The organism is Anaerocolumna sp. AGMB13020, from assembly GCF_033100115.1.
Taxonomy (GTDB): domain Bacteria; phylum Bacillota; class Clostridia; order Lachnospirales; family Lachnospiraceae; genus Anaerocolumna.
Genome location: NZ_CP136910.1, coordinates 2,471,134 through 2,484,547, shown reverse-complemented (window position 1 = coordinate 2,484,547; position 13,414 = coordinate 2,471,134). Strand labels below are relative to the sequence as shown.

Below are 13,414 nucleotides of genomic sequence, written 5' to 3'. Positions count from 1 at the left end.
AATGGGAAGTTATACAATTTACGTGAGAAGCGTAATATAGTTTCACATATTTTAAGGAGGAAATTTTAAATGAGTTTACAGGTAGAAAAATTAGAGAAAAACATGGTAAAGCTTACCATCGAAACTGCTGCGGAGGAATTCGACACAGCTCTTGAGAAAGCTTATGCCAAAAATAAAGGAAAATTTAATATACAAGGTTTCCGTAAGGGTAAGGCCCCTCGTTCTATTATAGAGAAGATGTACGGTTCCGGTGTTTTCTATGAAGATGCTGCAAATATTATTATTCCTGATGCATATGAGAAAGCTGTTGAAGAAAGCGGTCTTACACTTGTATCCAGACCTGAGATCGATGTTACACAGATCGAAAAAGGAAAGGCTTTTATCTTCACAGCAGAAGCTGCTCTTAAACCTGAAGTAACACTTGGTGATTACAAAGGAATCGCTGTTGAAGTTCCTTCAGCAGAAGTAACAGAAGAAGACATAACAGCAGAGCTTGACAAAGTAAGAGATCAGAATGCAAGAATCGTAACGGTTACAGACAGACCTGTTGCAGACAAAGATGAGACAGTTATCAACTTTGAGGGATTTGTAGATGGAGTTCCTTTTGAAGGCGGAAAGGCTGAGGATTACGCTTTAACAATTGGTTCTCATTCCTTTATCGACACATTTGAAGACCAGTTAATTGGTAAGAATATCGGAGAAGAGGTAGAAGTTAACGTAACCTTCCCCGCTGAATACCATGCAGCTGAACTGGCAGGTAAGCCTGCTTTATTTAAGGTAACCGTAAAAGAGATTAAAGCGAAAGAATTACCTGCTGCAGATGATGATTTTGCACAGGATGTTTCCGAATTTGATACATTAGAGGAATACAAAACTGATATTCAGGCTAAATTAAAGGACAAGAAAGAAAAAGAAGCTAAGAGAGCCAAGGAAGATAAAGCAATCGATAAAATTATCGAGAATGCACAGATGGATATTCCGGATGCTATGATTGAAACACAGGTTAGACAGATGGCAGACGATTTCGCTCAGAGAATCCAGTCTCAGGGACTTACTGTTGAACAGTACTTCCAGTTTACAGGTACCAACAGTGAGCAGCTTTTCGAGCAGATGCGTCCTCAGGCTTTAAAGACTATCCAGGTAAGACTGGTATTAGAGGCAATTGTAAAGGCTGAAAATATTGTTATCGCTGATGAGGATTTCGAGAAAGAAATCGCTCAGATGGCAGAGAACTATAAAATGGAAGCTGATAAGTTAAAAGAATTAATCGGCGAGAAAGAAAAAGAACAAATTATTATGGATATGGCTGTACAAAAGGCAGTTGATCTGATTGGAGAGACAGCCGTAGCAGCAGAGTAAAGGAGGATAACTATGAGTTTAGTACCTTATGTCATTGAACAGACAAGCCGCGGTGAAAGATCTTACGATATTTACTCAAGATTATTAAAAGAAAGAATTATCTTTTTAGGAGAGGAAGTAACCGATGTATCAGCCAGTGTTATTGTGGCACAGTTACTGTTCCTTGAGTCTGAGGACACTGGAAAAGATATTCATCTGTATATAAACAGTCCGGGTGGTTCCGTTACAGCCGGTATGGCCATTTATGATACTATGAATTATATTAAATGTGACGTATCTACCTATTGCCTTGGTATGGCAGCCAGTATGGGAGCTTTCCTGTTAGCAGGCGGTGCTAAGGGTAAGAGATTTGCCATGCCCAATGCTGAAGTCATGATTCACCAGCCTTCCGGTGGTGCCAAAGGTCAGGCTACAGACATTAAGATCGTTGCTGAGAATATCTTAAAGACCAAGAAGAAACTGAATGAAATTCTGGCAGCAAATACGGGAAAACCTCTGGAAGTTATCGAAATCGATACAGAAAGAGATTATTATATGACAGCCGAAGAAGCAAAAGCTTACGGGCTAATCGATAATGTTATTGTAAATAGGTAATTTAAAATGCTGGAAGAAGGGAGTTGGGAAAGAGAGTGGCAAACAGAACCGATGACAGAAAACAACTAAGATGTTCCTTTTGCAATAAAACACAGGATCAGGTAAGAAAGCTCATTGCTGGACCGGGTAACGTATATATCTGTGACGAGTGTATTGAAATCTGCTCTGAGATAGTGGAAGAGGAATTTGATGATAAAGTACATGATACGGATATAAACTTATTAAAGCCTACTGAGATCAAGACCTTTCTGGATCAGTATGTAATTGGACAGGAGGACGCGAAAAAGGTCCTGGCGGTATCCGTTTATAACCATTATAAGAGGGTGTTGGCCGGAAGAGACTTGGATGTGGAACTGCAAAAGAGTAATATTCTTATGGTAGGACCTACCGGTTCCGGTAAAACCTTTCTTGCACAAACCCTGGCAAAGCTTATTAACGTACCTTTTGCAATTGCAGATGCTACTGCTTTAACAGAAGCGGGATACGTTGGTGAGGACGTAGAAAACATACTTCTTAAGCTTATACAGGCAGCAGAATTTGATATTGAAAGAGCTGAACATGGTATTATCTATATTGATGAAATTGATAAGATAACAAGGAAATCTGAGAACACCTCCATAACACGAGATGTATCTGGTGAAGGTGTACAGCAGGCTCTGCTTAAGATTCTGGAAGGAACCGTTGCTTCCGTACCTCCTCAGGGTGGAAGAAAACATCCCCATCAGGAATTTATACAGATTGATACCACAAATATCTTATTTATCTGCGGTGGTGCCTTTGATGGCCTGGAGAAGATAGTAGAGGGCAGAATTGGTCAGAAATCCATAGGATTTAATGCTTCCATCATAGAGAAAAACAAAGGTAATATAGGTGAATTATTCCGTCAGGCAATGCCTCAGGATTTCGTAAAGTACGGCTTGATACCAGAGTTCGTTGGACGTGTACCTGTTAATGTGGCATTGGATGCGCTGGATGAGGAAACACTTGTCCGGATTCTCACAGAACCTAAGAATGCTATCATTAAGCAATATAAGAAACTCTTTGAGCTTGATGGAGTAGAATTAGACTTTGAGGATGAAGCAATTCGTATTATTGCCAAACGTTCTCTTGAGAGAAAAACCGGTGCCAGAGGTCTGCGCGCTATTATGGAATCTGTTATGATGGATTCCATGTATAGAGTCCCTACAGATACTCAGGTTTTAAAATGCATTATTACAAAAGAAGCTGCTGAAGGCGGTAATCAGCCAACACTGATAAGTACAGAAGATAACCAGCCAAGAAAAGCCATTACGAAAAGAATATCGAAGAAGAACAGCAATGAGATTGCATAAGCAGAATAAGCTATTGTAATTCATTGAGTAGATTCGATTGTTATAGGGACTGCCTTAAAATACCTTATAAGAGGATTTAAGGCAGTTTTTATCTTAATGAAATCAAAAACCACGTTATTTCATCAGGATTATGTGTGCATAAGGCACATAGATGAGAGTTCGTGTGCTATAAAGGACATTTTACACGTAAATTTAAGCCTGCGGCTCAGCGAATGCAGGTTAAGAGAAAGGCATGGTTATTAGTATGAGTGATTACAGCAGAAAAGTGCCTATTGTTGCACTTCGGGGAATGGCTGTGCTGCCAGGAATGCAAATCCATTTTGACGTAAACCGCCAGATATCCATTGAGGCTATCGAAAATGCCATGGAAAATGACCAATTGGTACTTTTGCTGACTCAAAAAGATGCAGATACGGAAGTGCCGGACCAGGAGGATTTATACTCCGTCGGCACGATAGCACTGGTTAAGCAGATAATTAAACTGCCTGGAAGTGTTATTCGTGTACTGGTTACCGGAACAGATAGAGCAGAATTAGATTGTATAGTAGAGAAAACTCCTTTTTTAGTAGGTGAAGTGAAAATACTGGAAGATGATACGGATACTGCCAGTGAATCAGAGAAGAAGGCAATGCTTAGAGGTCTTAAGGATATATTGGAGGTTTACTTTAATGAGAATCCTAAGATTGGAAAGGATATCTATAAGACTATCATGAGGCTGGAGGAGGTAGGCGAGTTAATCGACCAAATAGCCATTAACCTGCCCTTAACCCTGGAGGATAAACAGAGCTTACTGGAATCGGCAGAGGTTTTTGTGCGCTATGAGAAGATTATGGTTATCCTGACGGAAGAGATCGATATCATTCGTATCCGCAAAGACCTTCAGGGAAAAGTGAAGGAAAAAGTCGATAAGAACCAGAAGGAATACATTCTAAGAGAACAGCTCAAGCTTATAAGAGAGGAACTTGGAGAGTCCAACAGTGCTGCTGATGCAGATAACTATCTGATAGCAGCAGAGAAATTAAAGGCAGCTCCGGAAGTCAAAGAAAAGATAGTCAAAGAAATCGAACGCTTTAAAAATGTTTCAGGAAGCTCCTCGGAGGGAGCCGTCGTAAGAGGTTATATTGAGACGTTATTAAGTCTTCCCTGGGATAAGGTTAGTGAGGACAAACAAGATATCAAAAATGCAGAAATTATCTTAAACCGTGAACATTACGGTTTGGAAAAGGTTAAAGAGAGGATTCTTGAGTTCCTTGCTGTCAGAGTACTGACCCGGAAAGGAGAGAGTCCCATTCTCTGTCTGGTTGGTCCTCCGGGAACCGGTAAGACCTCCATTGCCAATTCTGTAGCAAGAGCTCTGAACAAAGAATATGTACGTATCAGTCTTGGCGGAGTAAGAGATGAAGCCGAAATCAGAGGACACAGAAGAACTTATGTGGGAGCGATGCCTGGAAGAATCATTACAGGTCTTAAAAATGCTGGGGTTAAGAATCCGCTGATGCTTCTGGATGAAATAGATAAGGTTAGCAGCGATTATAAAGGGGATACTTCTGCTGCACTATTGGAAGTACTTGATTCTGAGCAGAATAAAAAGTTCGTGGATCATTATGTAGAGCTACCGGTAGATTTATCAGAAGTACTCTTTATTGCCACCGCTAATTCCCTACAGGGAATTGCCAAACCCCTTCTGGACAGAATGGAAGTCATCGAAGTCAGCAGTTATACGGAGAATGAGAAATTTCATATTGTTAAGAAGCATCTGCTATCAAAGCAGATTACCCGTAATGGTCTGACTGGCAAACAGATAACCGTATCCGACAAAGCAATTACAAAAATCATCACAGGCTATACCAAAGAAGCTGGTGTACGAAATCTGGAGAGAAGACTTGGTGCAATCTGCCGGAAAGCGGCCAAGGAAATTGTAAGCAATAACACGGAAAAAGTACGTGTTAATGATAAAAACCTGGAGAAATTCCTGGGTAAGCAAAGATACTTCTTCCAACAGGCTAATGAAAAGGATGAGATTGGTATCGTAAGAGGGCTTGCCTGGACAAGCGTAGGCGGAGATACCCTGCAGATAGAAGTCAATGTAATGCCTGGAAAAGGTAAATTCGAACTTACTGGTCAGCTTGGTGATGTCATGAAAGAATCTGCCAGAGCGGGCATCAGCTATATTCGTTCCGTAAGCAATGAATATGAAATCAGTGTGGATTATTTTGATAAGCATGATATTCATATTCACATTCCGGAAGGGGCAGTACCAAAGGATGGACCATCAGCGGGTATTACAATGGCAACTGCCATGCTCTCAGCTATAACTGGCAAACCGGTAAAGGCTGATACTGCAATGACCGGTGAGATTACTCTTAGAGGCAGAGTGCTGCCAATCGGAGGCCTGAAGGAAAAGATATTAGCAGCTAAAACTGCTCATATGAAGCAGGTTTTGGTTCCCTTTCAGAATAAGAAAGACCTTGAGGAAATATCAGCAGAAATACTGGAAGGTATTGATCTCAAATTTGTAGATAACATGGCGGAAGTAATAAAATATGCCTTTGCATAATACAACGAACAGACGGTAACACCATGTGTCCCAAATTCACAACTTGCTGTTCCCCGTACAGAAATTACACAGTGTGGAACAACAAGACTGGCACAGGGCAGCTATCAGCTACCTGGAGGAACTATATGCTGTTATCTTAAACGGCAGGAAAGGAGAAACATATGCATGTAAAGAACGTTAACCTGGAAACCGTCTGCGGTATTACCAGTACATTACCGGAAAATGACAAACCGGAAATCGCCTTTGCGGGAAAATCAAATGTAGGAAAGTCCTCACTGATAAATGGACTGATGAATCGAAAGTCCTATGCGAGGACCAGCGGTCAGCCCGGAAAAACCCAGACGATTAACTTCTACAATATAAATGAAGAATTGTATTTTGTAGACTTACCAGGCTATGGTTATGCTAAAGTATCAGAATCATTAAAAGCAAAATGGGGGAAAATGATTGAGAACTATCTTAAGACTTCCAAGCAGCTTAAGATAATCTTTTTACTATTGGATATTAGGCATGAACCATCAGCCAATGACAGGCTGATGTACGATTGGATTGTACATCAGGGCTATGAGCCTGTCATTATTGCTACAAAACTGGATAAGATTAACCGAAGCCAGAAGGATAAGCAGATTAAGCTGATAAGACAGGGACTTGGTGCTAAAAGCACTACCCGAATACTTCCTTTTTCAGCTTTGTCTAAACAGGGCAGAGATGAAATCTGGGATCTAATAGAAGAAAATATTAATACAGACAGTTCAGAGGAATAGTTAAAATACCGGTCTTATTGCAGCGGCGGAAGGATATTCAAGCACTGCAGCAAGGCCGGTATTATTAGTTTTCAGGTATTTTTTATTCCTTCAAAAGACTGCTTAAGACATAAGAATATATTTCCTGACTTTGGCCACGCCAGTTTCTGCAGATTTTGGAGGCATCCTCCTCGGTTGGTACGGCTAGATTAATGTCTATGATCGGATTCTTTTTTTCCATAACACGCAGGGAAACAGTATATTCATCCTTGCCGGTTTTATGGTATTCAGAAAGAATGGAAGATTCATCTCGTAAGGAATACTTATTTTCCTTTAGATAGCTTACAATCTCCTCTTGAATTGCGGAGGATATCATATTCTGAAAAAAGGAGAGGGTTTCTTCACCAGAAGGGGTTATCTGGTACAGGGAGCTGTGGCCGACGGTTTGCACCGTCATGAATTCTTCTTCTGTTAATTCGGATATGCACTGTTGCAGGCTGAAATAATTGGTATATTCCTTGTCCAGGATAAAGTTGGAGATTTGAGCATTGGTCAAAGGGAAATCTACTTTATCCAGAAGAAAAAGTATAATCAGTTTGTATAGAGTTAAGGCATCTGTCTGCATAAAAAGCCTCCTTTCGCAAAAAGAACTTATAACGATTTTCCCTGCCAGGAATCCCTGGCCTTCATCTCTTTATGAATGTAATTTAACACAAGTTTCTTATTACCACTCCATAAGGGGGAGAGTAACAGTTTCTTGGGCCCGTCACCGGTAAGCCGGTGTACTACCATGGAATCCGGCAGATTTTCAATACAGGCTATTAAAAGGTCCGTATATTCTTCCAGCTCCATGGCTTTATATGGTATGTGGGCAAGCTCGGTATCTTTCAGTACATGGAGGAGCTGCAGTTTAACACCCTGAATGGGCAGTTTAGCAAGATAGTTCATGGAGGCCATAACTTTTGAGCTGTCTTCGCCGGGAAGTCCCAGTATCATGTGGGTAATAATCTCTGCACCGATGGCCTTCAGATCCTTAACAGCTTTCTCAAAGACGGGAAGAGGATATCCTCTTCGGATAAATTCAGCAGTATCCTCGTGGATGGTCTGAAGTCCCAATTCTACCCATAAGGGCTTTTTAGCGGCACATTCCGCCAGAAGTTCCAGTACATCCTCTCCCAGACAATCAGGTCTGGTAGCGATGGATAAAAGAGCAATGTCTTTATGATTCAGTGCCTCCATAAAGGTCTTTCGCAGATAGGTTATTTCACCATAAGTATTTGTATAAGCCTGAAAATAGGCGATAAAGGAAGCCTCTTTTTCTTCGGAATTGACCGGAGCAGTTTTTACAGCTGCCGGGAGCTTCTTATATATAAGTGCTTTTCCTGCTTCAATCTGTTCTGTAACAGATAATAAAGGAGAAGCGCCAAAATCACCACTGCCTCCGCTGCTGCAAAAGATACAGCCGCCAAGGCCAAGGGTTCCGTCCCTGTTAGGGCAGGTAAGACCTGCATTTAAAGAGAGCTTATATATTTTCCTGCCAAAGGTTTCTTTCAGGTAATAATCCAGGGAGTAATAGGGCTTGTCACCCCTTATTCTTTTCTCTGACAACAGGCCGCTCCTTCCTAAGCTTCTGTTTAAAGTCTGTAAATTTATTTCTTCACGTGGGATTTCACGGCATTGCTGACTGCCTCACAGACTCTGGGGTCAAATGGTTGAGGCAGTATATTATCTTCATTCAGCTCATTCTCAGCTACCAGTCCTGCAATTGCAATTGCAGCTGCCAATTTCATCTCTTCCGTAATCTGGCTTGCTCTGCTTTCAAGGGCACCTTTAAAGATACCGGGAAAAGCAATAACATTGTTAACCTGATTGGGAAAATCTGATCTTCCGGTTCCAATTACCTTTGCGCCGGCTTCTTTTGCAAGGTCCGGCATGATCTCAGGCACAGGATTGGCCATGGCAAATAAAATGGCATCTTTGTTCATAGATGCGACCATTTCCTTTGATACAATACCGGGAGCGGATACTCCGATAAAGATATCGGCACCTTTTAAGGCATCGCTTAATGAGCCTTCTTTCTTATCCAGGTTGGTTACAGCGGTGAGCTGCTTCTGCATCCAGTTCAGATCCGGTGTATTCTCTGAGAGGATACCAACTCTGTCACAAAGGGTCAGGTTCTTAAAACCGTAGTTTAAGAGCAGTTTGGCAATGGCAATACCAGCGGAACCGGCGCCGTTGATAACCACTTTGGAAGTTTCCTTTTTCCTTCCGGTTACTAAGAGAGCATTGATTACTCCTGCCAGTACAACTATAGCTGTACCGTGCTGATCATCATGAAATACGGGTATAGTAAGAAGTTCTTTCAGTCGTTCTTCGATTTCGAAGCAACGAGGGGCAGAAATATCCTCCAGGTTAATACCACCAAATGCAGGTGCGATTCGGACTACGGTCTCAATAATCTCTTCTGTATCCTGAGTGTCCAGGCAGATGGGAAAAGCATTAACATCTCCAAATTCCTTAAATAATACGGCTTTACCCTCCATAACCGGCATGGCAGCATAGGGACCGATGTTACCCAGACCCAGTACGGCACTGCCGTCTGAAACAACTGCTACGGTATTGGATTTTAAGGTATATTTATAGGCTGCATCTTTATCTTCTGCTATCACCTTACAGGGTTCTGCAACACCCGGCGTATAGGCAAGTGCCAGGTCCTCTCTGGTTTTAACGGAGCATTTTGCCTCTGTTGAAATCTTTCCCTGCCATTGTTCGTGCAATAACAGAGCTTTATCACTGTTTGTCATAAATTAACCGCCTTCCTTATGAATGCCGCTTGGCTAAAGACATCATATCACTGAAAAGTAGGGAAAGCAAGATAAGAAAAATATATAAAGCTGTGTAAAAGACACTTTATTTTTTGTATATAATAGGTTATAATATACCTCAGTAGTAATTTTTGGTTTAATTCATGAGAACTTCTAGATCAAATCGAAACCATTCCCAAATACTTTAAACAATTTTATACTTGTAAAGGAGCAAGAATTCATGGAAGTACAAATTAGTGAAATGTCCTTAGCAGAGCTTAGAACATTAGCAAAGAGCAGAGGCATTAAAAGTGTATCCACCCTGCGAAAGCAGGAGCTTATTGATATATTAGGAGCGGGTACAGAGGCAGTGGAAGAAAAGAAGAATATTGCTGGGAAAGGGGAGGCGAAAAAAGAAGTTGAGCTGACGAAACCGGCAGAGAAGGAAACAATAACAAAACTAGAGCGTGAAACAAAAGAAGAGGCTGGTAAAGAAGAGACGAGCAGAGAAGCAAATAATAAAGAAGCACTTATTAAAGAAGTGAATAGTAAGGAAGCAGTTAGTAAAGAAGTGAGTAGTAAAGAACTCTTGAATAAAGAAACAATAAGCAAAGAACAAGCAAATAGAGAAGCGGACAATAAAGAAACCGATAACAAAGAAGAAGAAAAGGCCGCTTCAACTCAGATAAGAAGAAACTACAGAAACGATAATAATACGGACACAAGAAACACTTCCGATACAAGAAACACTTCCGACATAAGAAATACTGCCGATACTAGAAATACTAATGGAAATCAGGAGTCCTATGCCCGCAGAAATCCCCAGAATCCGCCGTATAACCAGAATGTACAGGAAGATGGCAGAAAGAATTCTTATTGGCAGAATGGCAATCCGGAAAATGAAGTCAGAAGAAGCAGTCTGTCCCAAGATACAGAGGCTTTAGATAGTGGTGAGACCAAAGAGGGCATCCTGGAAGTTATGCCTGATGGTTATGGTTTTATCCGCTGTGATAATTATCTGCCCGGTGAGAATGATGTATATGTATCACCTGCTCAGATCAGACGTTTTTGCTTAAAGACCGGGGATATTGTTGCTGGTAATACCAGAATTAAGAGTCAGGGAGAGAAATTCAGTGCTCTTTTATTTGTTAAGGGTGTCAATGGTTTTCATCCTGCGGAAGCACAGAAACGAAAGAAGTTCGAGGATCTGACCCCCATATTCCCCAATGAGAGAATCCACCTTGAAACACCTGGAGCAAATGTATCCATGCGTATGGTGGACCTGGTATCTCCTATTGGCAAAGGACAAAGAGGTATGATTGTTTCTCAGCCTAAGACCGGTAAGACTACGCTTTTAAAGCAGATTGCCAAAGCAATAACCATAAATCATCCCGGCGTCAAGCTAATCATTCTTCTGATTGATGAGCGTCCGGAAGAAGTAACGGATATTAAGGAATCCATTGAAGGTAAGAATGTAGAAGTTATCTACTCTACTTTTGATGAATTGCCGGAAAATCATAAAAGAGTATCTGAAATGGTAATTGAACGTGCGAAACGTCTTGTTGAGCATAAACAGGAAGTAGTAATTCTCTTAGACAGTATAACAAGACTTGCAAGGGCATATAACCTTACAGTTCAGGCAAGCGGAAGGACGTTATCCGGTGGTCTTGACCCTGCGGCACTCCATATGCCAAAGCGTTTCTTTGGAGCAGCTAGAAATATGAGAGAAGGCGGCAGTCTTACTATTCTTGCCACAGCCCTTGTAGATACGGGAAGCCGTATGGATGATGTAGTATTTGAAGAATTTAAGGGAACCGGTAACATGGAGCTTGTCCTGGACCGTAATCTTTCAGAGAAGAGAATCTTCCCTGCCATTGATCTGCCCCGATCCAGCACCAGAAGAGACGACCTCTTATTAAGCCAGTCAGAGCTGGAAGCTACTTATTTAATGAGAAAAGCTTTCAATAGCCTGAAGTCTGATGATGCTGTTGAACGGATTATAGATATGTTCCTGAAAACGAAGACAAATGCAGAATTTATCGAGATTGTGAAAAAAACGAAATTGATTAATTAGGACTTGCAAACCAAATAATCCTATGTTATAATTAGAAAGCTGTTTTAAATAACAAATTAGTTTGACAATTAGTCAACTTTAAAAAAATTATGTTTGTTGTAAAGAGGTGAAAAGCATGAAAGAGGGAATCCATCCTAATTATCATCAGGCAAAGGTAGTTTGTAACTGTGGTAATGAATTTGTAACAGGCTCAACAAAGAGCGATATCCACGTAGAAATCTGTTCTAAGTGCCATTCTTTCTATACCGGACAGCAGAAAGCTGCAGCGGCTCGCGGTGCAATTGATAAGTTCAACCGCAGATATGGTCTTAATCAGGAACAATAAATGACAATAATGACTATGTGTTAAAAACAGGTTGAGGTATAATTATCTCAGCCTATTTTTAAATTCGTATTTAAATTTTAGTATTTTGGCATGTTTTATCAAAGAAAGGATAAGCATATGAAACCATCAGGAATCGGAGGACAGGCAGTTATTGAAGGCGTAATGATGAAGAACAAAGAACGTTATGCCATTGCCGTAAGAAAGCCGGACAACGAAATTATAGTAAAAGAAGACTCTTTTAACAGTATTGCAGATAAATATAAAGTGTGGAAGCTGCCAATTCTAAGAGGCATACTGGCTTTTGCGGAATCTATGTCAATTGGTATCAAGACGCTTAATTTCTCCGCAAGCTTTTACGAAGAAGAGGAAACAGCCAAAGAATCAAAAGTGGACAAGGCTTTATCAAAGGTATTTAAAGATAAAGGAGAAGCGATACTGGCAGCTGTTACTATGATCATTGCCGTTGTACTTGCAGTGGGAATCTTTATTGTTCTGCCTGCATTTGCTGCTACTCAGTTAGGTAAGGTTATCAAATCGGACAGCCTGGTTGCCCTGGTAGAGGGCATTATAAGAATTGTCATTTTTGTATTGTATGTAGTTGCAATCTCACAGCTTAAGGATATTAAGCGGGTATTTATGTACCATGGTGCAGAGCACAAGACCATTAATTGTATTGAAAATGGCTTTGAACTTACTGTTGAAAATGTTAAATGGCAGTCCAGACAGCATAAAAGATGTGGAACCAGCTTTTTATTTATCGTTATGTTTGTGAGTGTGATCTTCTTTATGTTTATTCGTACAGATATTACCTGGCTTCGTTATGCAAGCAGAATTGTACTGATTCCGGTAATTGCCGGTATATCCTATGAGTTTATCCGTTTTGCCGGTAGAAACGATTCTATTGCAGTCAGAGTGTTAAGCAAACCAGGTATGTGGCTTCAAGGGCTTACCACCAGAGAACCTGATAATGATATGATAGAAGTAGCAATTAAATCGGTAGAAGCGGTATTTAACTGGAAAGACTTTTTAGGAGTGGAGGACAGTGAAACCGCTGAGATTCCAACAGAGGAAGGCAAGACGGCAGGAAACGAAAAACAGTCAGCTGTTCATGAAGCAAAAGAAAAATCAAACAACCGGACGAAAAACTCCAGCGGTAATAAAAACACTTCTAAGAACACACAAAATAATTCCAAGTCAGCTCAGGCTAAATCTGTCCAGAAGATGGGAAGCAATATCAAAAGCAACAATAATCAGAATAGAGATAACAAGAACATAGAGAATAAAAATCTCAAGTCAGAGGATAGTATAAAGTCAGAGAAAAGTAATCAGAAACAAGCAGATATCCAGAATCAAACAGATATCCAGAAGCAGGAAAGTACCCAGAAACAGAATTCAGCCGCAAGAAATAATAAAAAAAGTACATCTGGTAAAAAAGATAGAGCAAATACAGCAAGAAACAATAATCAGAAGAAAGCAGAAGATAATAGAGCTGTAAGAGAAACTGCAGCAACCTCTATGAGAATGGAACCATTACAGGCAAGGGATATCTTTGAAGAAGAGGATGAGATCTTAAGAGCGTTGGATGACTTTGTGGCTGTTACCGATGAGGCTGCCAAGAAGGATTGAT

The 13,414-nt window shown here is 40.7% G+C and carries 11 protein-coding genes; 8 read left to right on the top strand and 3 right to left on the bottom strand.

The annotated features are described in order from the left end of the window. The first annotated feature begins 69 nt into the window (after positions 1–69). The 5 genes from tig to yihA all read left to right on the top strand — a co-directional run bounded on the left by tig (position 70) and on the right by yihA (position 6,605). Positions 70–1,359, top strand: a complete 1,290-nt coding sequence (tig, locus tag R2R35_RS09855; protein WP_317734361.1) for a trigger factor — start codon at positions 70–72, stop codon at positions 1,357–1,359. Between the two features lie 12 nt (positions 1,360–1,371). Next, entirely contained in the window at positions 1,372–1,953 is a 582-nt protein-coding gene (gene clpP, locus R2R35_RS09850) for an ATP-dependent Clp endopeptidase proteolytic subunit ClpP (protein ID WP_317734360.1), read from the top strand. Between the two features lie 35 nt (positions 1,954–1,988). Then, a complete protein-coding gene (clpX, locus tag R2R35_RS09845) occupies positions 1,989–3,284 on the top strand; it encodes an ATP-dependent Clp protease ATP-binding subunit ClpX (RefSeq protein WP_317734358.1) in 1,296 nt (431 codons plus the stop codon). A gap of 244 nt (positions 3,285–3,528) precedes the next feature. Continuing rightward, a complete protein-coding gene (gene lon, locus R2R35_RS09840) occupies positions 3,529–5,841 on the top strand; it encodes an endopeptidase La (protein ID WP_317734777.1) in 2,313 nt (770 codons plus the stop codon). A gap of 161 nt (positions 5,842–6,002) precedes the next feature. After that, positions 6,003–6,605: a ribosome biogenesis GTP-binding protein YihA/YsxC gene (gene yihA / locus R2R35_RS09835; protein ID WP_317734357.1), complete on the top strand. Its 603-nt coding sequence runs from the start codon at positions 6,003–6,005 to the stop codon at positions 6,603–6,605. 82 nt (positions 6,606–6,687) lie between these two features. On the opposite strand, the gene R2R35_RS09830 is transcribed toward yihA, so the two are convergent. Genes R2R35_RS09830 through R2R35_RS09820 form a run of 3 tightly spaced genes read right to left on the bottom strand, consistent with a single transcriptional unit; the run spans position 6,688 to position 9,388 of the window. Beyond that, positions 6,688–7,209 carry a DUF4364 family protein gene (locus R2R35_RS09830; RefSeq protein WP_317734356.1) on the bottom strand — a complete coding sequence of 174 codons (522 nt, stop codon included), beginning with the start codon at positions 7,207–7,209 and terminating at the stop codon, positions 6,688–6,690. 26 nt (positions 7,210–7,235) lie between these two features. Next, on the bottom strand, positions 7,236–8,192 hold the full coding sequence (locus R2R35_RS09825) for a TIGR01212 family radical SAM protein (protein ID WP_317734355.1): 957 nt from the start codon (positions 8,190–8,192) through the stop codon (positions 7,236–7,238). 41 nt (positions 8,193–8,233) lie between these two features. Beyond that, positions 8,234–9,388 carry an NAD(P)-dependent malic enzyme gene (locus tag R2R35_RS09820; protein WP_317734353.1) on the bottom strand — a complete coding sequence of 385 codons (1,155 nt, stop codon included), beginning with the start codon at positions 9,386–9,388 and terminating at the stop codon, positions 8,234–8,236. 241 nt (positions 9,389–9,629) lie between these two features. Here R2R35_RS09820 and rho point away from each other — a divergent pair, with 241 nt between their 5' ends. From rho to R2R35_RS09805, 3 genes are all read left to right on the top strand, one after another. Continuing rightward, complete coding sequence (gene rho / locus R2R35_RS09815) at positions 9,630–11,462, top strand: transcription termination factor Rho (RefSeq protein WP_317734352.1); 1,833 nt, start codon at positions 9,630–9,632, stop codon at positions 11,460–11,462. Between the two features lie 115 nt (positions 11,463–11,577). After that, positions 11,578–11,787: a 50S ribosomal protein L31 gene (gene rpmE, locus R2R35_RS09810; protein ID WP_033164568.1), complete on the top strand. Its 210-nt coding sequence runs from the start codon at positions 11,578–11,580 to the stop codon at positions 11,785–11,787. A gap of 117 nt (positions 11,788–11,904) precedes the next feature. Continuing rightward, positions 11,905–13,413, top strand: coding sequence for a DUF1385 domain-containing protein (locus R2R35_RS09805; RefSeq protein WP_317734351.1), 1,509 nt, complete (start codon positions 11,905–11,907; stop codon positions 13,411–13,413). Position 13,414: the final 1 nt, after the last annotated feature.